This is a genomic window from Sphingopyxis granuli, from assembly GCF_001559015.1.
GTDB classification, from domain to species: Bacteria; Pseudomonadota; Alphaproteobacteria; order Sphingomonadales; family Sphingomonadaceae; genus Sphingopyxis; species Sphingopyxis granuli.
This window is the reverse complement of record NZ_CP012199.1, coordinates 3,709,467-3,731,805: the sequence shown is the minus strand read 5'-3', so window position 1 is coordinate 3,731,805 and position 22,339 is coordinate 3,709,467. Positions and strand designations below refer to the sequence as shown.

The window sequence follows — 22,339 nt, the reverse complement described above, 5'->3', positions numbered from 1 at the left end:
CTCAGGCCAGCGCCGCCGCCGCCGTCTCCACGTCCGCTACGCTATTATAGGCGTGGAAGGACAGCCGTAGCACGGTGCCGCGAAAATCGGCGCGCAGGCCGTGCCGGTCCAGCAGCGCCGCGACGCGCGGCTGGTCGGCGCCGGTGTCGATGCACAGCGTCCCGCCGATCGCGCCCTCGGGCCAGCGCCATTGCGGCGTCGCGGCCTCCAGCGCGTCGCGCAGCATCGCCTGCAGCGTGCGGTTGTGCGCCGCGATCCGGTCCACGCCGATCGCCGCGATCTCCGCGATCCCGGCGGTGGACAGGATGAAGGGCGCGACGTCGGGGGTGCCGCCCCACCAGCGGCGCGCGTCGGGCGCGTAGCGGAAATCGCCGATCGCCATCTCGAAGGGATCGGCGTGGCTCCACCAGCCGCGCTCGCTGGGGCAGAGCGCGGTGCGGTCGTGCGGAGCGACCCACAGCCAGGCGCCGCCGGGGCCGCCGCACAGCCATTTGACGCTGGTGCCCAGAACCGCGTCGACGCCCCATGCGGCGGGGGTGACGGGCACGACGCCGACCGATTGGGCGCAATCGGCGATGCAGCGCGCTCCCGCGGCGTGCGCGGCCGCCGCGACCGCCGCAATGTCGGTCAGCGCGCCGCTGTTCGAACTGACGTGCATCGGGACCGCCAGCGCGACATCGTCGTCGAGCGCCGCAGTCCAGTTCGCGACGTCGCGCACGTCGGCATCGTCGGGCAGGTAACGCACCGTCCACCCCGCCGCCGCCAGCCCGCCGGCGACATAGCCGATGGTCGGAAAGGCACTCGGCGCAAGCAGGATCGTCCGCCGCCCGGTCGCGGCGCCAAGCGCCGAAAGATAGCGCGACAGGCCGGCGCTGACGTTGGTCGCGGGGCACAGGTCGCGGGCTTCGACGCCGATCAGGCCCGCCAGCGCGGCGCGCCAGGCGTCGATCGCGGCCAGCCAGTCGGGCCACGCCTCGCCGGTGTCGCGCCACGGCGCCAGCATCCGGTCGCGCAGCAGCTCCTCGGCGGCGCGCGGCTGGCAGCCGACGCTGTGACTCTTGAGGTACACGGCGCCGGGGGGCAGGTGGAAGCGGTCCGCGACCGCTTCCGAAAGCAGCGTGCCGGTCACAGCCCGCTGCCGTGGCCCGCCGCCGACGCGCCGCTGATGCTCGCCCGCTTCACGCCATATTCGGCGCCCCAGCGGTCGGTCATCTCGCAGCGGATGTCCCACAGCTCGGGAAAGAAACGGTGCCGCATGCCCGCGTTGAGCAACTCGACGGGGCGCCCCTTCAGCGATTTCGACCCCATGCCGATCGACCGGTGGATCAGCTGGATATGGTGCGCGCGGAACAGCTGGAACAGCTCGTCGAACTCGACCATCGCCTCGGCGACCATATAGGCGTCGTCGTGCCGATAGCCGGTGTCGTAGACGTCGGCGACGCTGCGCCCGGCCGCGTCGAGATAGACCGTCTTGTAGCGCGCCCATAACGGTTGCGGCAGCGTCAGCAGCAGCTGGAAACCGGGACTTTCCTGTCCCGATCCGTTGCCGAGCAGCAGCCGGATCGCCTGATAGTCGAACGGACTCATCGTCTCGAGCAGCGCAAGCTGGTCGGTCATCAGCTGCATGATGCGGTGGACGCGGCCGAACAGCGTCAGGACGCGCATCGTCTCGCGCGCGGCCATGTGCCCGTCGATCTCGGCGAGCGTGAAGGCCATCAGCTTCATCCACAGCTCCTCGATCTGATGGACGATCTGGAACTGCAATTCGTCGGGCGTGGACAGGTCGGCGAGCCGCTTCTGGCACTGGAGCAGGCGGTCGACCGACAGGTAGACGCCGTAATCCTTCATCTCGGGCGTCTCGATACGGTTGTGGACTTCGATCTTGTCGAGCATGGGGCATCCCCTTGCGAAAATGGCACGAATGGACGGGGCGCGGGTCCGCGCCGGCCGGTCAGTCGCGCGGGGTGACGCCCGCAGGGGGGTGGCGCGGCGATCCGGCCTGGCCGAGCCAGAGCGGCATGCCGGCGCGGCGCCTCCGGCCGGCGGAAGCGCGCGCTACGTGCGCGCGGAACTCGCCGCCCCGCCGCACGGAGCCGCGATCGCCAGCCGGGATGCCTGATAGCGTCACGCCCCGATCGATAGCATGCCGCGCCGCGCCGTCGCCAGCCTAATTCGTCGCCGCGTCCGACGTATCGCGGACGTCGCCGTCGGCGTCGATCTCGGCGCGCGCTTCGTGCTCGATCGCGTCGTGCCGCGGGTGCAGCGGCGCGATGCGCAGCACGGCGAAACCCGCGAGTGCCGCGGCCAGCGACCCCATCAATATCCCGATCTTCGCCTCCTCGACCAGCAGCGGTTCGCCGGGGAAGGCGAGGCCGCCGATGAACAGGCTCATCGTGAAGCCGATGCCGCACAGCAGCGCGACGCCATAGACCTGCCACCAGGTCGCGCCGCGCAGCGGCCCCGCGATGCCGAGCTTCACCGACAGCCAGACGCTGCCGAAGATGCCGACCTGCTTGCCCAGGAACAGCCCCGCCGCGATGCCGAGCGGCAGCGGCGAGAATATCTGCGCGGCGGTCAGCCCGCCGATATCGACCCCTGCATTGGCGAAACCGAACAGCGGAACGATCGCGAACGCGACCCACGGATGCAGCGCATGCTCGAGCCGGTGGAGCGGCGAAGTCGCGCTGTCGGGCGCATCGGGGGTGCGCTCGAAGGGGATGGCGGTCGCGGCGAGGACCCCGGCGATCGTCGCATGCACCCCCGACAGCAGCATCGCGTACCAGAGCAGGCCGAACAGCGGGACATAGACCGAAAGGCGCCGGACGCCCGCGCGGTTGCACGCGGCCATGACCGCGAGCACCGCGGCGGCGGCGGCCAGCGCCGCGAGGTCGATCTGCGCGGTGTAGAAGAGCGCGATGATCGCCACCGCGCCCATGTCGTCGACGATCGCGACGGTGACGAGGAACAGCTTGAGCGAGGTCGGCGCGCGGCGCCCGAGCAATGCCAGCACGCCGATCGCGAAGGCGATGTCGGTCGCCGCCGGGATCGCCCAGCCCCGCGCGAGGCCAGGGGTGCCACCCGCGAGCAGCGTATAGAGCAGCGCCGGCACCGCCATCCCCGCCGCCGCGGCGATCATCGGCAGGCGCCGCCGATCCCAGCTGGCGAGCCGCCCATCGACGAACTCGCGCTTGATCTCCAGCCCGACGAGCAGAAAGAAGACCGCCATCAGCCCGTCGTTGATCCACAGATGCACCGTCATCGGGCCGAGTGCGTCGGCCAGCACCGGCCCGGTCACGGCATGGACCGCATGGTGGTAAGCCGGACCGAAGGACGAGTTGGCGACCAGCATCGCCAGCGCCGCCGCGACGATCAGCAGCATCCCACCGGCGCTCTCGCTCGCCAGAAAGGCGCGCAGGACGGAACGGGGCGTCGGGCGATGCGGCATGCGGGGAATATCCTGTCGGGTCGGCGTTGGCGGGAGGGTGGCCATCCCTATGCCCGCTCGGTGTGCGCGGATCAAACCGAAGCCAACGCCGCCGCTCTTCTCCCGCTTGCGGGAAGGGAGGGCAGGCGTCGTGGATTAAGCCTGCGAGCTATGCTGCCCGCATTCGGTAGTGACTCAGTCCGGATTCGGAAGGAGCAATTTCCTATCTCGTCACCCCGGACTTGATCGGCAATTATCCCTTTTCGACAAGTCACTGTTCCCCGGCGAAAGCCGGGGTCCAGATGGCACGGCGCTACCACGCATGGACCCCGGCTTTCGCCGGGGAACAGCTCCTGACTTGCCTGAAGGGTATATATCCCGATCAAGTCCGGGGTGACGAAGAAAGCAAAACCTCGCTCCTGCTTTCAAACTGAGTCACCACCCCGCATTCCTCACACTTTACAAATGCGTGACCGGCATTAGGCATGAACCCCTCGGGAGATGGACGTCGGCGCAGGGGGGCGAGTTCGGCGGTGGATCAGGCGGCCGCATGGATCGAATGGCTGGTGCAGGGCATCCGCCACGAACTGATGCTCTTCGCGGCAGTCGGCATCCTCGTCATGGGTCTTGACGACCTGCTGTTCGACGGCTTGTGGTTCGGGATCCGCCGCAGCATCGCCCGGCGTGCGGTGAGCCGTCCTGCCGGGCCGCGGTTGCGCGGCGTCTTCGCGGTTTTCGTACCCGCGTGGGACGAGGCCGATGTCCTGCCCCACACGTTGGTCCACGCGCTCCGCGCCTGGGTTGGCGAGGCGGTCCGCCTCTATGTCGGCTGCTATCCCAACGATGCCGCCACGCTGTTCGCCGCCGCGCCGTTTGCGGCGCGCGACCCGCGGGTGCGGCTCGTCATCGGCGACGCCGACGGTCCGACGACCAAGGGGGACAATCTCAACCGGCTGTGGGATGCGCTTTGCGAGGATGAGCGGCGCGAGGGGCTGCGCTTTGCCGCCATCGTCCTCCACGATGCGGAGGATCGCGTCCACCCGGCCGAGATCGCGCTCTATCGCGACTGGCTGCCCGATCATGCGATGATCCAGATTCCCGTCGTGCCGACGAAAGGCGCGGGCGCGACGTGGGTCAGCGGCCATTATGGCGACGAGTTCGCCGAGGCGCACGGCAAGGAACTGGTCGTTCGCTCGCATCTGGGACTGCCGCTGCCCGCGGCGGGCGTCGGTTGCGCCTTCGCCCGCGACGCGCTTTCGCTGCTCGCGCTGCACCGCGGCGGCGCGCCGTTTCGCGCCGACAGCCTGACCGAGGATTATGAGGCCGGCATGCTCATCGGCCATTACGGGCTGTCCGCCGCCTTCGTCGAGGCGTGGAGCGCGCCGGGCGATCCGGTGGTCTCGCGCGGGGCGTTCCCGGCAACGCTGGAGGCGGCGGCGCGGCAGAAGGCGCGCTGGGTCGCGGGCATTTCGCTCGCCGGCTGGGATCATCTCGGCTGGCCATCGCTGGCGGGTGGAAACGGCGGCCGACTCCGCGCGTGGCTGGCGCGCTGGATGCTGTGGCGCGATCGCCGGGTACCGCTCGCGGCGCTGATCCTGCTTGCCGCTTATGTCGGCATGATCGCGACGGGGGTCGTGTGGGCCGGCGAGGCGCTGCTCGGCTGGGCGCCGTCGCCGATCGGCGACGGCTTCCGCCTGCTGCTGGCGGTCGATGCCGCACTGCTGCTCTGGCGGCTCGGGATGCGGGGGCATTTTGCGGCGCGCTGGTACGGAATGCGCGAGGCATTGCTGTCGGTTCCGCGGGCCTTCGTTGCGAATATCGTCGCCATGCTCGCCGCCCGCCGGGCGATTCTGCTTTACGGCCGGATGCTGCGATCGCGCGAGGTGGTCTGGGACAAGACGCGGCATAGCGAAGCGCCGCCGCCCTCTCAACTTGATCCGCTGGCCGATCCGCTGGCCGATCCGCTGGCGATGCCGGTGCGGATCGCATGATGATGCTTTCGCCCGGTCCGCGCTCGCGCCGCGACGCTTCGGCGCTGCGCTTTCTGGCGCTGTGCGTCGGGGGCTGGATCGCGCTGCGGACGATGATGCTGTGGAATCCCGCCTGGCTGCTGTCCGATCCGGGCGCAGATCGCTGGCGGCCACCGGCGTCCTTCGTCGCGCCGCAATGGCGCGACGCCGCGCTCGCCACTCCAAGTCGCAGCGATGCGATGCCCGCGCCTGCACCGCCGCGCCGCGCCGCCGCCGTGCCCGTCGGCGAGCCGCGTTTCGCATCGGTCGCCGATCGTGCCCCGACGGTCGGCCAACCGACTGCCGTCAGCGGCCGGAGCGGCGGCGAGCCGGGTTTCGCGGGATGGGGGACCGACCGCCATGCAATTCGCCTCGCGCTGATCGCGCGCACGCTGCCCGCGCCGATCGGTAGAGAGGCGCGCTCGGCGCTGCGCGGATCGCTGCCATGGCCTACCGGAGTGTCGGCGTGGCCCGCCGATCCGGGGCGCGGTGCGCCCTTCTGGATGCAGCGCGACCTGAGCGGCCTATCGCTCGGCGGCTGGGTCTATCTGCGCGAAGCGTCGGGTGCGATGCCCGGTGGAATTGCAGCGGCCGGCGGGCTCGGCGGCAGTCAGGCGGGCGCCCGGCTGGCCTACGGCCTTGGCGCGACAGGGCGGACGCGCGTCTATGGCCGCGCGATCGTCGCGCTCGAACGGACGCGGCAGCGTGAGCTGGCGTTCGGTGTCGTCCATGCGCCGGTGACGGGCTGGCCGATCGATGTTGCCGTCGAGCAGCGCGTCGCCATCGGCCGCGAAGGCCGGACCGCGCTCGCCGCTTTCGTCAGCGGTGGGGTCGGCGACGTGCCGCTGACGAAGGGCTTCCGCCTCGAAGCCTATGGCCAGGCCGGGGTCGTCGGGGCGCAGCGACGCGACGCGTTTGCCGACGGTGCGGTGGCGATCGACCGCGGCTTCGGCGCGGACGGCGCCGGCCGGTTGCGGATCGGCGCGCTCGCGGCGGGCGCGGTCCAGCCCGGCGCCGGGCGGGTCGATGTCGGGCCGCGGCTGACGCTGCGCCTGCCCCGCGTCGGCGAGGGCAGCCGGGTGGCGCTCGACTGGCGCCAGCGCATCGCGGGCGAAGCACGCCCCGAAAGCGGGCTGGCGCTGACGCTGGCGGCCGATTTCTGAAATTCTCCGCATTCGCCGCACAGCCGATTCCCCGTCTCCGAAAAATGGTCTAGGGTGGCGGAATCGGCCCCGTTCGGGGCTCGGCCATCGTTCAGGGTTCCATGGATCTTTATCTTCCCGTCGCCAATCTGTCGGTCAACGCGCTGGTGATCGTCCTGCTCGGCGGCGGCGTCGGCCTGCTGTCGGGGATGTTCGGCGTCGGCGGCGGTTTCCTGACCACGCCGCTGCTGATCTTCTACGGCATTCCGCCGACGGTGGCGGTGGCCTCGGCCGCGACGCAGGTGACGGGGGCCAGCGTGTCGGGGGTGATGGCCTACCTCGATCGCGACGCGGTCGACCTGCGCATGGGCTCGGTGCTCGTCGCCGGGGGGCTGCTCGGCTCGCTGATCGGCGCCGGACTGTTCGAACTGCTCGCGGCGCTCGGGCAGATCGATACCGCGATCTCGATCCTCTATGTCGGCCTGCTCGGCACTGTCGGCGCGCTGATGGGGCGCGAGGCGTGGGGGACGCTGCGCTCGATGCAGGCGGGTCTGCCGCCGCCGCCGCGCAAGCGGCGCCATCATCCGATGGTCGCCAACCTGCCGATGCGCTGGCGCTTCTATCGCTCGGGTCTCTATATCTCGCCGCTCGCGCCGCTGCTGCTCGGCATGGCGGTCGGCATCCTCACCATGCTGCTGGGGGTCGGCGGCGGCTTCATCCTGGTTCCCGCGATGCTCTATCTGCTCGGCATGGGGACGCAGGTGGTCGTCGGCACCTCGCTCTTCCAGATCCTGTTCGTGACGATCGCCACGACGATGGTCCATGCGATGACCACCGGCGCGGTCGACATCGTGCTTGCGGGGCTGCTGCTGCTCGGCAGCGTCACCGGCGCGCAGGTCGGCGCGCGCTTCGCGCAAAAGGCGCGGCCCGAATATCTGCGCCTCGCGCTCGCGGTCATCGTGCTGCTCGTCGCGGTCCAGATGGCGGTCGGCCTGTTCATCCGTCCCGACGAAATCTACACGGTGCAATGAGGCGGCTTGCCGCCTTTCTGCTCTGGCTGGCGCTGACGGTGGGGCTGGGCGGCGCTGCGCACGCCGCCGATCCGCGCCTTGTCCCCGACGTGTCGAGCCGCGCGATCGAGATCCAGTACAGCTTCACCGGCGAGGAACTGCTGCTGTTCGGCGCGATCCTCTATCCGGGGCAGCGCCTGCCCGACGACCGCGCCGACATCGTCGTCGTGCTGAAAGGACCGGTGCGCCCGATCGTGCTGCGCGAGAAGCGGCGCGTCGCCGGCATGTGGGTCAATGCGAACAGCATCCGCCTGCGCACCTCGCCGGGCTTCTATGCGATCGGCTCGTCGCGCCCGATCGAGCAACTGGTCGACGAGCGCACCGCGGCGATCTTCGAACTCGGGCTCAGCAACCTGTCGATGTCGCCGACCGGCTTTTCGGAATCGCGCAAGCTCGAACGCTTCGAGAACGGCCTGATCGACCTCTACACGCGCCAGGGACTCTTCTACCAGAACCCCCGGGCGGTCGAGATCACCGAGGGCGTGCTCTACCGCGCACGCATTCCGCTGCCCGCGCGCGTTCCCGTCGGCACCTATCGCGCCGAGACCTATCTGATCAGCAAGGGGCGGGTGCTCGCGGTCGCCTCGCGCGACGTGCAGATCCGTAAGGCGGGCTTCGAGCGATTCGTCGCGCTCGCGGCGCAGCGGCACGGTTTTCTCTATGGATTGAGCGCGGTGCTGTTGTCGCTCGTGCTCGGCTACGGCGCCTCGGCGCTCTTCCGCCGCCGCTGACGGCGGTGCGCGCGGCATAAGCGCTTTCTTTACGATCCGATGCGATAATCGCCCGCGGGACAGACCAGAGCAGGCGGGGCGATTGATGGATATGCAGGGCAGCGGCTTTCCGGCCGCGGATTCGACGGCGGTGCAACACGTCCGGCTGGCCGGCGGCGGCACCGTGGCGGCCTCCGCCGCTGCACCCGCGCCCGTCGCGGCGCCGCATCGCGACGACCTGCTGATCGGCGAGGTCATCGACATCGCGGGTTCGGCCTCGCGCATCCTCCTCGACGCCACGACGCTCGCAAAACTCGCCAATTCCCCCGACCCGGCCGTCGCGATGGCGGGGCAGGTCGGCGCGCAGGTCAAGGTCCGCGTCGGCAATGTGTGGTTGCTCGCCAGCATTCGCGACCAGCAGCTTCATAACGGCGGGCAGGGCCTGATCGTCGCGTCGATCGACTTCCTCGGCGAGGGCGACGAGGAGAAGATCACCGGCCGCATCCACAATTTCCGCCGCGGCGTGACGCGCTATCCGATCCCCGGCAGTCAGGTTTATGCCGCGACCAACGCCGATCTGAAGCAGATCTACGCCGCCGACGAGCGCGCGCATGTCGAGATCGGCACCGTCTATCCGACGCGCGACATCCGCGGTTCGCTCTATGTCGACGCGATGCTCGGCAAGCATTTCGCGCTGCTCGGGTCGACCGGCACCGGCAAGTCGACCAGCGCCGCGCTGATCCTCCACCGCATCTGCGAACTCGCGCCGCAGGGTCATATCGTGATGGTCGACCCGCACGGCGAATATTCGGCGGCGTTCAAGGGCACCGGCGCGCTGTTCGACGTCGACAACCTTGCCATGCCCTATTGGCTGATGAACTTCGAGGAGCATTGCGAGGTCTTCGTCACCAGCGAGGGCCGCGACCGGCAGGGCGATTGCGACGTGCTCGCCAAATGCCTGCTTCAGGCGCGGATGAAGAACCGCCTGGCAGAGGGCATGACGAAGATCACCGTGGATTCGCCGATCCCCTACCTGCTGTCCGACCTGCTCAGCATCCTGACCAACGAGATGGGCAAGCTCGACAAGGCGACATCGTCGGCACCCTTCATGCGGATCAAGGGCAAGATCGAGGAAATGCGGGCCGATCCGCGCTATAATTTCATGTTCTCGGGCATGCTCGTCGCCGACACGATGGCGAATTTCATCGGCAAGATATTCCGGCTGCCTTCGGACGGGCGGCCGATCTCGATCATCGATGTGTCGGGGGTACCATCGGACATCACCGGCGTCGTCGTCGCGGTGCTCTCGCGCCTGACGTTCGACTATGCGATCTGGTCGCGCGGCGAGCCGCAGCGACCGATCCTGCTCGTCTGCGAAGAGGCGCACCGCTATATTCCGGCCAAGGACGTCGGCCAGGGGCAGGCGGTGCGCAAGATCCTCGAGCGGATCGCCAAGGAAGGCCGCAAATACGGCGTGTCGCTGGGCCTGATCACCCAGCGCCCGTCGGATCTGGCCGAGGGCGTGCTGTCGCAGTGCGGCACGATCATCTCGATGCGCCTCAACAACGAGCGCGACCAGCATTTCGTCAAGGCGGCGATGCCCGAAGGATCGCGCGGCTTCATCGATTCGATCCCGGCGCTGCGCAACCGCGAATGCATCGTCTGCGGCGAGGGTGTGTCGATCCCGATCCGCATCCATCTCGACACGCTCGAAGAGGACAAGCGACCGGCCTCGGGCGACCCGCTCTTCTCGAAGCTGTGGCGCGAAACCGGCGGCGAGGCCGAGATGGTCGAGCGCATCGTCAAGCGCTGGCGCAGCCAGGGGCGCTAAGGGTTCCGAATATCCTCCACGCTTGCGGGGAGGTTCACATGACTGCGCGGCGGCTGGACTCAGCCCGCCGGCGGCTCCCACAACTCGATCGGATTGCCCTCCGGGTCGTGCACCCGGGCGAAGCGGCCAACAGCCGGGTCGTCCCATTCGTCCTTGGTGACGATGGCCTCGCCCGCGGCGCGGAACGGCGCGAGCACGGCGTCGAGATCGTCGACGCGCAGGTTGATCATGAACTGGCGGTCGGCGGGGAAATAGTCCGTGTCGGCCTGGAACGGCGAAAACACCAGCGGCCCGCCGATGACGGTCCAGACCCACTGGTTGACCGGAGCGCTGTCGTCGGCGGTGCAGCCGCCGCCGACACCCAGCCGGTCGCGATACCAGGCGCTCAGCGCTTCGGGGTCGCGGGCGCGGAAGAACAGCCCGCCGATGCCTTTCACATGTCCCATGTCCAGCCTCCCTGCCGTGTCGGCCGGAAGATATCTCCGCCGCTCTAGCGAATCCACTCTCCGCTCTTGCGGAACTCCTCGCGAATCTGGCCCGACTGGTTGAGCCGCGGGTCGGTGTAGGCCGGCGGCGGTGCGCTTGGCGTCGGCGTCGCGGCGGCGGTGCCGGTCTGCGCCATCGCCTGCGGCATCGGGGCCGCGGCGCCGCCAGGCAGCGGCGCAGGCTGGATTGCGCCGTCGATCGGCGGTAGTCCCGCCGCCATCCCGTTGCCGCGCAACGCAGCGAGCTGACCGGCAACGGGCAGATAGGGGCCGGGCACCGGCTCATGGCCCAGATAGGGCGCGCGAAAGGCGTCCGGCATCCCCCAGCGCCCGCGCCAGCGATGGAAGATATGCGCGCCGACGATGTTGGTCATCACCAGGCTCTTGCCCCAGCGCGGCCAGATGGCGGTGGTGTGATAGTGGGTCGCCAGTCCGACGCCCGGATAGACCGAGCCGCCGAGCGCGGCCGAGGCGATGCGGCTCGCGCGCAGCCATATCGCCTTGTCCGGCGCGCGCGCCATCGCCCCGTCGCAGGCGAAGGTGAACTGGCATACGCCGGGGCGCTGCGACCCCTGGAAGACGACGCCGCAGATCGTGTTGGGAAAGCTGGGGTGCCGGGCGCGGTTGAGCACGACCTGCGCGACGCCGCGCATCCCGTCGTCGCTTTCGGACGCCGCCTCATAATAGACGGCGGCGGTCAGGCAGTAATGCGCGCGCTCGCGGTCGAGCGCGGTGAGCCCCTTGAAGGCATAGCTTTTCGCGGGCGGCCCGACGAACGCCTCGTCGCGTAGCGTTGCCGGATCGACCGGCGGCTGCGCGGCGGCGTCGGCATAGCCGATGCTGCCGGGATCGGGCAGCGTCGGGTCGATTTTCAGCGCGTCGGCATAGCTGCCGGCGTTCATCACCGCCCAGCGTGTCGGGTCGTAGGGCTTGAAATCGAGCGGCACGGTGATGCGATGCGGGCCGAAGCCGTGCGGCCGCGCCGCGCCGCTCGACAGCGCGAGCGCGAGGCTGGCGACGATCACCGCCGCGACCAGCGCTGCCCAGAAATTGCGCCCCGGCCCGGCGGGCCTTGCCGCCGCGGGGTCGAGCCAGGCCGACCGGGCCGTCAGGTGCAATTCGGGCTTCATGCGCGCGTCAATCATCCGATTCGGCATCCGCCCGACCGATTCGTGCGGGGCAATTCGGTCCGCCTTATGCCGTGAGGTGCGAACAAAGTGTTGCGGCACGATCCGCATGTCCCGCAGCGGGACAGGCGCGGCGGATGGGGCGGAACGGCGCGATTGTCAAATCGGCGCGTCTCGGGGGTCATCGTGCTATCGCGCGACCCCAACGGTCACGCCTCGATGGCGGCGTCGAACCATTCGCCGCGCGCCCGCACGGTCATCGGTAGCCCGAACAGGCCGGTCAGCGCCTCGCCGGTCAGCAGCTCGGCCTTGGCGCCGTCGCGGTGGAGGCGGCCGCCGCGCAGCATCACGATGCGGTCGATCTCGGGCAAGATCTCCTCGATATGATGTGTGATCAGCAGCAGCGTGGTGCCGCCGCGCGCGACGTCGCGCAGCATGGCGAGGAAATGGTGGCGCGATGCGGGGTCTAGCCCGGCGCAGGGCTCGTCGAGCAGCAGCGCGCGCGGCCGATGCGCGAGCGCGCGGGCGATCAGCACGCGCCGCGCCTCACCCGTCGACAGGCTTGCCATGCTGCGCCCGATCAGATGGCTCGCCCCGACCTCTTCGAGCGCGGCGCGCGCGGCGTCGATCATCGCCTGCGTATAATGCTGGTGCGCCCACAGCCCGCGCGAGGCGAAGAAGCCCGAGACGACGCAGTCGAGCGTTTCGAGCGGCGGGTCGGCGTCGAAATCGAGCTGCATCGCACCCGACACGATACCGAGCAGCTTCCGCAGGTCGAAGACGTTCCAGCTTTCCTGCCCGAAGATGCGGACCTGCGCGCCGTAATGCGGATAGAACTGGCGCGCGATCAGCTTGACCAGCGTCGACTTGCCCGACCCGTTGGCGCCGAGGATCGCGGCATTCTCGCCCGCGCCGATGGTCAGCGCGGGCAGGTCGAGGATGCACGTCTCGTCGGCGATGACGCGGACATCGGCAAGGTCGAGCAGGGGTGGGTCGATGGTCATCGCGCGCCCCACAGCATGGCGGGGCGCATCGGGGCAAGCGAAAATGCCGCCGCCGTCAATAGGCTAGCGCACAGCCGTCGGCGCGCATCTCGCTCGCGGCGGCATAGACGCGCGTGTCGCCGTCCATGCGATGCTCGACGCATTGATAGCGGCCGAACCCGCCGTCGGGCTCGCCGATCGTCCAGCCGATCTCCGCCAGCCGCGCGCGCGTCGCCGCGGGCACCCCGCTTTCGAGGCGCAGCAGTCCGTTCGGCCCCAGCCCCTCGGCATCCTCGCCCATCGACTGCGACGATCCCTCGTGGTGCCAGCGCGGCGAATCGCCCGCCGCCTGGATTTCGAGCCCGTAGTCGATGCGGTTGACGACGATCTGTGTCTGCCCCTGCGGCTGCATGTCGCCGCCCATCACGCCGAAGCTCATCCACGGCGTGTCTCCGTGCGCGGCGAAACCGGGGATGATCGTCTGGAAGGGCCGCTTGCCGGGGGCATAGATGTTGGGATGCCCGTCCCGCAGAGTGAAGAGCTGGCCACGGTCCTGGAACATGAAGCCCAGCCCGTCGGCGACCAGCCCCGACCCCATGCCGCGGAAGTTCGACTGGATCATCGACACCATCATCCCGTCCTTGTCGGCGCAGCTGAAATAGGTGGTGTCGCCGTGGCTCGGCGCCTGGCCGGGATGGACCGGCGACAGGATGCGGTCGGGGCGGATCAGCTTCGCGCGCTCGGCGGCATAATCCTTCGACACCAGCCATTCGACCGGCACCTCGGCGAAATGCGGGTCGGCATAATATCGCGCGCGATCCTCATAGGCGAGGCGCTTCGCCTCGGCCTGGAGGTGGATCGACAGCGGCGACTGGAATCCGGCGCTCTTCAGGTCGAAATGTTCGAGGATATTGAGCATCTGCAGCGTCGCGATCCCCTGCGTGTTGGCGCCGAGCGCATAAACGTCGGTGCCGCGATAGCTGGTGCGGTGCGGTTCGATCCATTCGGACCGGTGCGCCGCCAGATCCTCGCGGCGCAGCCAGCCTCCGATGCGCCGGAAATAGGCATCGATCGTGCGCGCGATCTCGCCCTCGTAGAAGACGTCGCGTCCGCCCTCGGCGATCAGGCGGAAGGTGCGTGCGAGGTCGGGGTTGCGGAATACCTGACCCGCCGCCGGCCCCTTGCCGTCGGCCATGCCATAGGTGCGCATCGCATTGTCGATCTCCTCGATCTCGCGTCCCGGCTGGCGGAAACCGGCGAGGCTGCGGCGGATGTACCAGGCGATCATGTCGGGTACCGGCGCCCCTGCCTCGGCATGGGCGATCACCGGCTCGAACAGTTCCTTCCATGGCAGCTTTCCGTAGCGCTGGTGCATCGTCCACCAGGCGTCGACCGCGCCGGGCACCGAAACGCTGATCGCGCCATAGGCGGGCAGGGTGCCCTGCTTCGCCCGCGCGCGCACCGTCGCGAGGTCGAGCCCGCGCGGGCTCTTCCCCGAACCCGCGAGCCCGACGAGTTTGCGCTGCCCGGGGTCCCAGATCATCGCATAGGCATCGCCGCCGATGCCGTTCGCGGTCGGTTCGAGCAGGCCGAGGCAGGCGTTGATCGCGATCGCGGCATCGACCGCCGACCCGCCGCGCTTCAATATGTCGATCCCCGCCTGCGTCGCCAGCGGATGCGCGGTGCCGGCCGCGCCGCTGAGACCATATGCGGCCGTGCGTGAAGCGAAGCTCGCCCCGACCGGCCGGTCGCCGCCGCCGACATCCGGGCGCACGAAGCGGTCCGCGCCCGCGTCCCACGCGGGCGGCAGCGGCGGCGCATCCTTCTTCGCGGGCTGGGCGGTGCCTGCCGTGGGCAGGAAGGCCACCGCGGGGGCGGCGGCGAGAAGCGTGCGACGGCGCATGGACAATCCCCTCGAAAAAAGGCTTTGTTGCGCCGTCGGTGGGTGATGGCAAGGTGCGAATGTCCGCCCGGCGGATCGCTCAGCCGTGCGTTGGCCGTATCTCGATCGTCAGATGCGCGATTTCGTGCACCGGACGGACGCGCGCGCGGATGGTGTCGCGATCAATCCCTTCCGCGCTGATGATCGCGCCGTGCGCCGCGGGACCGAGCCGCCAGACGTGCAGGTCGACGATGCGTGCGTCGCCCGGACCTTCGACATGCCCGCGGATTTCGGCCTCCAGCGCCGGGTCGGTAGCGTCGAGCAGCACAGAGGCCGTGTCGCGCATCAGCGACCACGACCAGATGGCGATGACGATCGATCCGGCGATCCCGACCGCCGGGTCGAGCCACGCCCAGCCGAGATAGCGCCCACCGAGCAGCGCCGCGATCGCGAGCACCGAGGTCAGGGCGTCGGCGAGCACGTGCAGATAGGTCGACCGCAGATTATTGTCGTGGTCGTGGGGCTCGCTTTCACCATGCGCATGTCCATCATGCGCGTGCTCGTCATGATGATGGTCATGGCCGTGGCCGAGCAGCAGCGCGCTGACGATGTTCACCGCAAGGCCGATCGCGGCGATCACGGCTGCCTCGACGAAGGCCACCGGGCGCGGGTCAACTAGCCGCGTCAGCGATTCCCACGCGATGCCGATCGCGACGATCCCGAGCACGAGCGCCGAGGCGAAACCTGCGAGGTCGCCGACCTTGCCGGTGCCGAAGCTGTAGCGGCCGCTCGTCGCATGGCGCTTCGCATAGGCGTAGGCGAGCGCCGCAATGCCCAGTGCGCCGGCATGGGTCGCCATGTGAAAGCCGTCGGCGAGCAGCGCCATCGAAGCGAAGGCGAGCCCCGCGGCGATCTCCGCCACCATCATCGCCGCGGTCAGCAGCACGACCCACAGGGTGCGGCGGGCATTTTCGTCGTGCCGCGCGCCCAGATAGACATGATTGTGCGTGAGCGTGTCGATTTCGCTGTCGAGCGACATGCGGCGCGCTCCCTATCGAGCGTGGCCGCGGATCGCGGTCGCGCGCGCTGCTGTCTGTCCGGCAGTGCGCCGGACGCGCGCGAGAAGTCGATCCCTGTTCGTGCGGGCATGCGCCATGGGACAGGGACCTGCCCGATATCCGCAGGCGGGACAAGGATGAAGATCGAACGGCGCCCCTTGTCATTCCCCCTTGCCGTCGCCCCCGCATCGGCCTATATGCAGCCCACTTCTTGACATGGTTAGCCAGTTGGGACGTCGGGGCCGCGGGCCGCGGCGGCTTTTCCCGCATGGGTTTTCCGGTCGTCCGGTTTGGGATCATCAGTTGGTCGATTTCGACGCCCTCAACGCGATCATCGCGCCCGAAGCCGAGGCGATGGGCCTCGCGCTCGTGCGCGTTGCCTTCTTCGGCGGCGAGAGCGACCCGACGCTGCAGGTGATGGCCGAACGACCCGACACGCGCCAGCTCACCATCGACGACTGCGCCGACCTGTCGCGCCGCATCTCCGACCGGCTCGACGCGCTGGAAGAAGCGGGCAAGGATCCGATCGACGGCGCCTATCGGCTCGAGGTCTCGTCGCCCGGCATCGACCGGCCGCTGACGCGGCCCGCCGACTTCGCCGACTGGGCGGGGCACGAGGCGAAGATAGCGCTCAAGGAAAAGCGCGACGGGCGCCAGCGCTTCAACGGCACGCTGATCGGCATCGACGGCGATGTCGTGACGTTAGTGGACAAGGAAGAGGTCGAGCATCGCCTGCCGTTCGACGCGATCGACACGGCGAAACTGGTGCTCACCGACAGATTGATTGCCGCAACCGTTCCGCTCTCGACCGAGGGCGCCGACGAAATGGAAGAAGAAGGACAGGACTGATGGCCACTGCCATTTCCGCCAACAAGGCCGAACTGCTCGCGATCGCCAACAGCGTCGCCAGCGAGAAGATGATCGACAAGGGGATCGTCATCGAGGCGATCGAGGAAGCGATCCAGCGTGCCGCGCGCGCTCGCTACGGCGCCGAGAACGACATTCGTGCCAAGCTCGACCCGCAGACCGGCGATCTTCGTCTCTGGAGGGTGGTCGAAGTGGTCGAGGCGGTCGACGACTATTTCAAGCAGGTCGACCTCGCCGCCGCGCAAAAGCTTCAGAAGGATGCGAAGATCGGCGACTTCATCGTCGATCCGCTGCCCGCGGTCGATCTCGGCCGCATCGATGCGCAGTCGGCGAAGCAGGTCATCTTTCAGAAGGTGCGCGAAGCCGACCGCGAGCGCCAGTATGAAGAGTTCAAGGACCGCGCGGGCGAGATCATCACCGGGGTCGTCAAGTCGGTCGAGTTCGGCCACATCGTCGTCAACCTCGGCCGCGCCGAGGGCGTGATCCGCCGCGACCAGCAGATCCCGCGCGAACTGATGCGCGTCGGCGACCGCGTCCGCGCGCTGATCCTGTCGGTGCGCCGCGAGAACCGCGGGCCGCAGATCTTCCTGTCCCGCGCGCACCCCGACTTCATGAAGAAGCTGTTCGCGCAGGAAGTCCCCGAAATCTACGACGGCATCATCGAGATCAAGGCGGCGGCGCGCGATCCGGGCAGCCGCGCCAAGATCGGCGTCATCAGCTACGACGGCAGCATCGACCCCGTCGGCGCCTGCGTCGGCATGAAGGGCAGCCGCGTCCAGGCGGTGGTGCAGGAGATGCAGGGCGAGAAGATCGACATCATCCCCTGGTCCGAGGACACCGCGACCTTCGTCGTGAACGCGCTCCAGCCCGCGACGGTCCAGCGCGTTGTGATCGACGAGGATGACGGCCGCATCGAGGTCGTCGTTCCCGACGACCAGCTTTCGCTCGCCATCGGGCGGCGCGGCCAGAACGTCCGTCTCGCGAGCCAGCTCACCGCCAAGCAGATCGATATCATGACCGAGGCCGACGCGAGCGAGAAGCGCCAGCGCGAGTTCATCGAGCGCTCGACGATGTTCCAGGAAGAGCTCGACGTCGACGAGACGCTCGCGCAACTCCTCGTTGCCGAGGGCTTCGGAGAGCTCGAAGAGGTCGCCTATGTTCCGCTCGAGGAACTGGCGGGCATCGAGGGTTTCGACGAGGAACTGGCCGAGGAATTGCAGAGCCGCGCGACCGAGGCGCTCGAGCGCCGCGAGGAAGCCGCGCGCGCCGAACGCCGCGAACTGGGCGTCGAGGATGCGCTGGCCGAGATTCCGCACCTGACCGAGGCGATGCTCGTCACGCTTGGCAAGGCGGGGATCAAGACGCTCGACGACCTTGCCGACCTCGCGACCGACGAACTGATCGCGAAGAAGCGCAGTGACAACCGGCGCGGCCCGTCGCGCGAGCGCGCCGAGCGCGCGGAGGATCGCGGCGGCGTTCTCGGCGAATACGGCCTGTCGGAAGAGCAGGGCAACGAGATCATCATGGCGGCGCGTGCGCACTGGTTCGACGACGAGCCGGCGCCTGAGGCGGAAGTCGCGTCGCAAGCCGGGGAGGCCGCCGATGCGGACCCCGCGCAATGATCAGCTAGGTCGAACCGACCGCGCGGGCAGGCGCGGCGACCATGCGCCCGAGCGGCGCTGTGTGGTGACCGGCGCGGTGGCGCCGGCCGAAGGGCTCGTGCGCCTTGCGCTCGGGCCCGACGGCGTCATCGCGCCCGACGTGCTGGGCAAGGCACCGGGACGCGGCGCGTGGATCGGCGTGCCGCGCGCCGAGCTTGAAGCCGCGCAGGTGAAGGGCAAGCTCCGGGGCGGGCTCGCGCGGGCGCTGCATGCGAAGGATTTCGCGATCCCCGACGATCTCGGTACGCGGATCGAGGCGCAGCTTCACCGCGCGGCGCTCGACCGGCTGGGGCTCGAAGCGCGCGCGGGCACGCTGATCCTGGGCAGCGACCGTATCGAGGAAGCGGCGCGGCGCGGGCAGGTGCGCCTGCTGCTCCACGCCCGCGATGCCGGCGAGGACGGGCGCCGCAAACTGGCGCAGGCATGGCGCGTCGGCACCGACGACGAAGGCTCGGGCCGGCAGGGTATGGTCTTGCCGGTGGACCGGGACGCCCTATCTATGGCATTGGGGCGCGACAATGCGGTGCATCTGGCGTTGACCGACGCCCGCGCCGCGGACCGGGTGCTGGCGCATTTGAGCCGCTGGCAGTTTTTCACCGGATGGTTTAGGGACGCGGCGAACCGCGGCCCGGATGCGGATTCCCGCGATGCGGGGACTGGGGCGGCGTCGACGGATTCTGCCGTTTCGGACGCCTTTTGAAGGAATATGACGTTTCGATGAGTGACGAACAGGACAAGCCGACTCTGACCCGCAAGCCGCTTGGGCTTAAGCGGACGGTCGAGGCCGGACAGGTGCAGCAGCAGTTCAGCCACGGCCGCCGCAACACGGTGGTGGTCGAGGTGAAGCGCCGCCGCGTGATCGGTCGTCCGGGCGAAGCTGCTCCGGCGCCCGAGGTCGAAGAGACGAAGGCCGCTCCGGCCCCGGCGCCCAAGCCCGCCGCGCCCGCCCCAGCGCCCAAGCCCGCCGCGTCGAAGGTCGACAGCCTGATGACGCGCCAGGAGCGCCAGGCGCAGCTGCTGCGCGAGGCCGAAGAGGCGCGCCTCGCCGCGCTCGAGGACGCGCGTCACCGCGAAGAAGCGGCGCGCGCACGCGCGATCGAGGAGGAAAAGGCCCGCGCCGAGGCGCGCGAGGAAAAGGCGAAGGCCGCCGAAGCTGTGGAGACCGCCGAACCGGCGCCTGCTGCACCGGCCGAGGAAGCGCCCGCCGCGCCCGCGCCCGCTGCGAAGGCGGAGGAAGCTCCCCGCGCCGCGCCGGCGAGCGCTCCGGCGCCGCGCCGCTTCACGCCGGTCGAGACCAAGCGTCCGGAGCCGAAGCGCCCCGAGCCCAAGGCCGAGCGTCGCGGCGACCATCGCCGCCAGTCGGGCAAGCTGACCGTCACCCGCGCGCTCAACGATGACGAGGGCGCGCGCGCGCGCAGCCTCGCGGCGCTCAAGCGCGCCCGCGAGAAGGAAAAGCGCGCGCACATGACGCCGTCCTCCGGGCCGCGCGAGAAGCAGGTCCGCGAAGTCGTCGTGCCCGACACGATCACGGTGCAGGAACTCGCCAACCGCATGGCCGAAAAGGGCGCCGACCTCGTCAAGGCGCTGTTCAAGATGGGCATGATGGTCACGGTCAACCAGACGATCGACCAGGACACCGCCGAACTGCTCGTCACCGAGTTCGGGCACGAGATCAAGCGCGTCAGCGAGGCCGATGTCGACATCCGCAACGAAGAGGATGTCGATTCGCCCGAGCAGATGAAGCCGCGCGCGCCAGTCGTCACGATCATGGGCCACGTCGATCACGGCAAGACCAGCCTGCTCGACGCGCTGCGCGGCGCGAACGTGCAGGCGGGCGAGGCCGGCGGCATCACCCAGCATATCGGTGCCTATCAGGTGAAGACCCCCGACGGGTCGATGGTCACCTTCCTCGACACGCCGGGCCACGAGGCCTTTACCGAGATGCGCGCGCGCGGGGCGAATGTCACCGACATCGTCATCCTGGTGGTCGCCGCCGACGACGGGCTCAAGCCGCAGTCGATTGAGGCGATCAACCATGCGAAGGCGGCCGGGGTGCCGATCATCGTCGCGATCAACAAGATCGACAAGGACGGCGCCAATCCCCAGCGCGTGCGCGAGCGCCTGCTCGAGCATGAGCTGGTGGTCGAGGAAATGGGCGGCGACGTCCAGAACGTCGAGGTGTCGGCGCTCAAGAAGATCAATCTCGACAAGCTGCTCGACGCGATCGCGCTGCAGGCCGAGATCATGGAGCTGAAGGCGAACCCCGATCGCGCTGCGGAGGGTACGGTGGTCGAGGCAAAGCTCGACAAGGGCCGTGGCCCGGTCGCGACGGTGCTCGTCCGCCGCGGCACGCTCAAGGTCGGCGACGTGTTCGTCTGCGGCGCCGAAAGCGGCCGCGTCCGCGCGCTGGTCGACGATCATGGCAAGCAGATCAAGCAGGCCGGTCCGTCGATGCCGGTCGAGGTCCTCGGCCTCGGCGGCGTCCCGATGGCGGGCGACACGCTGACCGTGGTCGAGAATGAGGCACGCGCCCGCGAGGTCGCCGCCTATCGCCAGGAACAGGCGCTCCGTAAGCGTACCGCGCAGGCGCCGGTCAGCCTCGAAGGCATGTTCTCGGCGCTCGCCGACAAGGCCAAGGTCATCGAATATCCGGTGGTCATCAAGGCCGACGTGCAGGGCAGCGTCGAGGCGATCGTCAACGCGCTCAACAAGCTGTCGACCGACGAGATCCGCGTCCGGGTGCTCCATTCGGGTGCCGGCGCGATCACCGAAAGCGACGTGACGCTCGCCGCCTCGACCGGCGCGCCGATCATCGGCTTCAACGTCCGTCCGAACGCCAAGGCGCGCGAGATCGCGAACCGCGAGAAGGTTCGTTTCCTCTACTATGACGTCATCTATCACCTGACCGAGGAAGTCGCGAAGGAGATGGCGGGCGAGCTGGGTCCCGAACGCGTCGAGACCGTCGTCGGCCGCGCCGAGGTCAAGGAAGTCTTCCCGGCCGGCAAGCGCGACAAGGCGGCGGGCCTGCTGGTGCTCGAAGGCAGCATCCGCAAGGGGCTCCACGCGCGTCTCACCCGCGAAGACGTCATCGTCTCGGCGACGACGATCGCCTCGCTGCGCCGGTTCAAGGACGACGTCGCCGAAGTGCGCGCCGGCCTGGAGTGCGGCGTGGTGCTGGCCGACACCAACGACATCAAGCCGGGCGATCACCTCGAAGTCTTCGAGGTCGAGGAACGCGAACGGACGCTGTAAGGGGACCGACCCATGGCTGAGAGTTTTTTCAGCCGGTTTCCGGCGCCGCCCTGCGCGCAGCTTCTCGGCTGGGAACTGATCGCGGACTATCCGGGCGAAGGGCGGATCGAGATCGCCTTTCACCCGACCGCGCAGATGCTCAACCCGCGCGGGACGGTGCAGGGCGGCTTCGTCGCGGCGATGCTCGACGACACGATGGGACCGGCGCTGGTCAGCATGACCGGCGGCGCCGAAGTTCCGGCGTCGATCGACCTCAATGTCAGCTTCCTCAAGCCGGTGATGCCCGGCCGGGTCATCGGCAAGGGGCGCGTCGTCGGTCGCGGCCGATCGGTCGCTTTTCTGGAAGCTGAACTCTTCGACGAGAAGGGCGAGCTTCTGGCCCGCGCGACGTCGAGCGCGCGCATCATGGAATTTGATCGAAATGCGTCATAGCGAAACCCCGTCCGGCCCTTCGGTTCGCGTGCTGCGTGTTGGCGAGCAGGTGCGGCATGTGCTCAGCGAAATCCTTCAGCGCGGCGACGTACACGACGATGTGCTCGCGAGCCATCCAGTGAGCATCACCGAAGTGCGCATGTCGCCTGACCTGCGCCATGCGACGGTGTTCGTGAAGCCGTTGCTCGGCCGGGACGAGGAGGCGGTGCTGCGGGCGCTGCGCACCAACACCGCCTATCTCCAGCGTGAGGTCGCGCATGGCATCCGCATGAAATATGCCGCGAAGCTGAAATTCCTGCCCGACGAAAGTTTCGACGAGGCGAGCCACATCGACCAACTGCTGCGCGACCCGAAGGTGGCACGCGATCTGGGCGAGTCCGAGGCCGAATAACCACCGTCGCCCCCG

Annotated in this window: 19 protein-coding genes; 11 read left to right on the top strand and 8 right to left on the bottom strand. The window is 69.1% G+C overall.

Annotated features, from left to right (window positions below; all coding sequences use genetic code 11):
- Position 1 precedes the first annotated feature (1 nt).
- From SGRAN_RS17170 to nhaA, 3 genes are all read right to left on the bottom strand, one after another.
- On the bottom strand, positions 2-1,129 hold the full coding sequence (locus SGRAN_RS17170; RefSeq protein WP_067185690.1) for an aminotransferase class V-fold PLP-dependent enzyme: 1,128 nt from the start codon (positions 1,127-1,129) through the stop codon (positions 2-4).
- On the bottom strand, positions 1,126-1,893 hold the full coding sequence (locus SGRAN_RS17165; protein WP_067185688.1) for a tryptophan 2,3-dioxygenase family protein: 768 nt from the start codon (positions 1,891-1,893) through the stop codon (positions 1,126-1,128). Before SGRAN_RS17165 ends, SGRAN_RS17170 begins: the two co-directional genes overlap by 4 nt.
- Before the next feature lie 274 nt (positions 1,894-2,167).
- The gene (gene nhaA, locus SGRAN_RS17160) at positions 2,168-3,445 is read right to left on the bottom strand and encodes a Na+/H+ antiporter NhaA (protein ID WP_067185686.1); all 1,278 of its coding nucleotides are present in this window, start codon (positions 3,443-3,445) and stop codon (positions 2,168-2,170) included.
- Between the two features lie 512 nt (positions 3,446-3,957).
- Between nhaA and SGRAN_RS17155 the strand changes: the two genes are divergently transcribed.
- From SGRAN_RS17155 to SGRAN_RS17135, 5 genes are all read left to right on the top strand, one after another.
- On the top strand, positions 3,958-5,415 hold the full coding sequence (locus SGRAN_RS17155) for a glycosyl transferase family protein (RefSeq protein WP_082737326.1): 1,458 nt from the start codon (positions 3,958-3,960) through the stop codon (positions 5,413-5,415).
- Complete coding sequence (locus tag SGRAN_RS17150; RefSeq protein ID WP_148650911.1) at positions 5,412-6,596, top strand: hypothetical protein; 1,185 nt, start codon at positions 5,412-5,414, stop codon at positions 6,594-6,596. The genes SGRAN_RS17155 and SGRAN_RS17150 overlap by 4 nt, the downstream gene beginning before the upstream one ends.
- Positions 6,597-6,697: 101 nt before the next feature.
- Positions 6,698-7,606, top strand: a complete 909-nt coding sequence (locus SGRAN_RS17145) for a sulfite exporter TauE/SafE family protein (protein ID WP_067185680.1) — start codon at positions 6,698-6,700, stop codon at positions 7,604-7,606.
- Entirely contained in the window at positions 7,603-8,376 is a 774-nt protein-coding gene (locus SGRAN_RS17140) for a TIGR02186 family protein (RefSeq protein ID WP_067185678.1), read from the top strand. Before SGRAN_RS17145 ends, SGRAN_RS17140 begins: the two co-directional genes overlap by 4 nt.
- An 85-nt stretch (positions 8,377-8,461) precedes the next feature.
- Positions 8,462-10,186 carry an ATP-binding protein gene (locus SGRAN_RS17135; RefSeq protein ID WP_210434248.1) on the top strand — a complete coding sequence of 575 codons (1,725 nt, stop codon included), beginning with the start codon at positions 8,462-8,464 and terminating at the stop codon, positions 10,184-10,186.
- Positions 10,187-10,245: 59 nt separating this feature from the next.
- On the opposite strand, the gene SGRAN_RS17130 is transcribed toward SGRAN_RS17135, so the two are convergent.
- The 5 genes from SGRAN_RS17130 to dmeF form a co-directional block, all read right to left on the bottom strand.
- Positions 10,246-10,632 carry a VOC family protein gene (locus SGRAN_RS17130; protein WP_067185677.1) on the bottom strand — a complete coding sequence of 129 codons (387 nt, stop codon included), beginning with the start codon at positions 10,630-10,632 and terminating at the stop codon, positions 10,246-10,248.
- 44 nt (positions 10,633-10,676) lie between these two features.
- Complete coding sequence (locus SGRAN_RS17125) at positions 10,677-11,816, bottom strand: cell wall hydrolase (protein ID WP_237233552.1); 1,140 nt, start codon at positions 11,814-11,816, stop codon at positions 10,677-10,679.
- Positions 11,817-12,007: 191 nt separating this feature from the next.
- The gene (locus tag SGRAN_RS17120; RefSeq protein WP_067185676.1) at positions 12,008-12,802 is read right to left on the bottom strand and encodes an ABC transporter ATP-binding protein; all 795 of its coding nucleotides are present in this window, start codon (positions 12,800-12,802) and stop codon (positions 12,008-12,010) included.
- Between the two features lie 55 nt (positions 12,803-12,857).
- Positions 12,858-14,684 (bottom strand): gamma-glutamyltransferase family protein, encoded by a 1,827-nt coding sequence (locus SGRAN_RS17115; protein WP_067185675.1) that lies wholly within the window; start codon positions 14,682-14,684, stop codon positions 12,858-12,860.
- Positions 14,685-14,763: 79 nt separating this feature from the next.
- Positions 14,764-15,702: a CDF family Co(II)/Ni(II) efflux transporter DmeF gene (dmeF, locus tag SGRAN_RS17110; RefSeq protein WP_067185673.1), complete on the bottom strand. Its 939-nt coding sequence runs from the start codon at positions 15,700-15,702 to the stop codon at positions 14,764-14,766.
- Between the two features lie 322 nt (positions 15,703-16,024).
- Between dmeF and rimP the strand changes: the two genes are divergently transcribed.
- Genes rimP through rbfA form a run of 6 tightly spaced genes read left to right on the top strand, consistent with a single transcriptional unit; the run spans position 16,025 to position 22,324 of the window.
- Positions 16,025-16,570, top strand: coding sequence for a ribosome maturation protein RimP (gene rimP, locus SGRAN_RS17105; RefSeq protein WP_067185672.1), 546 nt, complete (start codon positions 16,025-16,027; stop codon positions 16,568-16,570).
- Entirely contained in the window at positions 16,570-18,210 is a 1,641-nt protein-coding gene (gene nusA, locus SGRAN_RS17100) for a transcription termination factor NusA (RefSeq protein WP_067185670.1), read from the top strand. The genes rimP and nusA overlap by 1 nt, the downstream gene beginning before the upstream one ends.
- Positions 18,191-18,949 carry a DUF448 domain-containing protein gene (locus tag SGRAN_RS17095; RefSeq protein ID WP_067185668.1) on the top strand — a complete coding sequence of 253 codons (759 nt, stop codon included), beginning with the start codon at positions 18,191-18,193 and terminating at the stop codon, positions 18,947-18,949. Before nusA ends, SGRAN_RS17095 begins: the two co-directional genes overlap by 20 nt.
- Positions 18,950-18,966: 17 nt before the next feature.
- A complete protein-coding gene (infB, locus tag SGRAN_RS17090; protein WP_067185666.1) occupies positions 18,967-21,501 on the top strand; it encodes a translation initiation factor IF-2 in 2,535 nt (844 codons plus the stop codon).
- Positions 21,502-21,513: 12 nt separating this feature from the next.
- Positions 21,514-21,933, top strand: a complete 420-nt coding sequence (locus tag SGRAN_RS17085) for a PaaI family thioesterase (RefSeq protein ID WP_067185665.1) — start codon at positions 21,514-21,516, stop codon at positions 21,931-21,933.
- On the top strand, positions 21,923-22,324 hold the full coding sequence (gene rbfA / locus SGRAN_RS17080; protein ID WP_067185663.1) for a 30S ribosome-binding factor RbfA: 402 nt from the start codon (positions 21,923-21,925) through the stop codon (positions 22,322-22,324). The genes SGRAN_RS17085 and rbfA overlap by 11 nt, the downstream gene beginning before the upstream one ends.
- Positions 22,325-22,339: the final 15 nt, after the last annotated feature.

Bases quoted from the DNA above. Each gene is read 5' to 3' on its own strand.
- SGRAN_RS17085 (WP_067185665.1), top strand. From the start codon at position 21,514: ATGGCTGAGAGTTTTTTCAGCCGGTTTCCGGCGCCGCCCTGCGCGCAG.
- nhaA (WP_067185686.1), bottom strand. From the start codon at position 3,445: ATGCCGCATCGCCCGACGCCCCGTTCCGTCCTGCGCGCCTTTCTGGCG.
- nusA (WP_067185670.1), top strand. From the start codon at position 16,570: ATGGCCACTGCCATTTCCGCCAACAAGGCCGAACTGCTCGCGATCGCC.
- SGRAN_RS17145 (WP_067185680.1), top strand. From the start codon at position 6,698: ATGGATCTTTATCTTCCCGTCGCCAATCTGTCGGTCAACGCGCTGGTG.
- SGRAN_RS17135 (WP_210434248.1), top strand. From the start codon at position 8,462: ATGGATATGCAGGGCAGCGGCTTTCCGGCCGCGGATTCGACGGCGGTG.
- SGRAN_RS17150 (WP_148650911.1), top strand. From the start codon at position 5,412: ATGATGATGCTTTCGCCCGGTCCGCGCTCGCGCCGCGACGCTTCGGCG.
- dmeF (WP_067185673.1), bottom strand. From the start codon at position 15,702: ATGTCGCTCGACAGCGAAATCGACACGCTCACGCACAATCATGTCTAT.
- SGRAN_RS17115 (WP_067185675.1), bottom strand. From the start codon at position 14,684: ATGCGCCGTCGCACGCTTCTCGCCGCCGCCCCCGCGGTGGCCTTCCTG.
- rbfA (WP_067185663.1), top strand. From the start codon at position 21,923: ATGCGTCATAGCGAAACCCCGTCCGGCCCTTCGGTTCGCGTGCTGCGT.
- SGRAN_RS17130 (WP_067185677.1), bottom strand. From the start codon at position 10,632: ATGGGACATGTGAAAGGCATCGGCGGGCTGTTCTTCCGCGCCCGCGAC.
- SGRAN_RS17120 (WP_067185676.1), bottom strand. From the start codon at position 12,802: ATGACCATCGACCCACCCCTGCTCGACCTTGCCGATGTCCGCGTCATC.
- SGRAN_RS17165 (WP_067185688.1), bottom strand. From the start codon at position 1,893: ATGCTCGACAAGATCGAAGTCCACAACCGTATCGAGACGCCCGAGATG.
- SGRAN_RS17125 (WP_237233552.1), bottom strand. From the start codon at position 11,816: ATGATTGACGCGCGCATGAAGCCCGAATTGCACCTGACGGCCCGGTCG.
- SGRAN_RS17140 (WP_067185678.1), top strand. From the start codon at position 7,603: ATGAGGCGGCTTGCCGCCTTTCTGCTCTGGCTGGCGCTGACGGTGGGG.
- infB (WP_067185666.1), top strand. From the start codon at position 18,967: ATGAGTGACGAACAGGACAAGCCGACTCTGACCCGCAAGCCGCTTGGG.
- SGRAN_RS17095 (WP_067185668.1), top strand. From the start codon at position 18,191: ATGCGGACCCCGCGCAATGATCAGCTAGGTCGAACCGACCGCGCGGGC.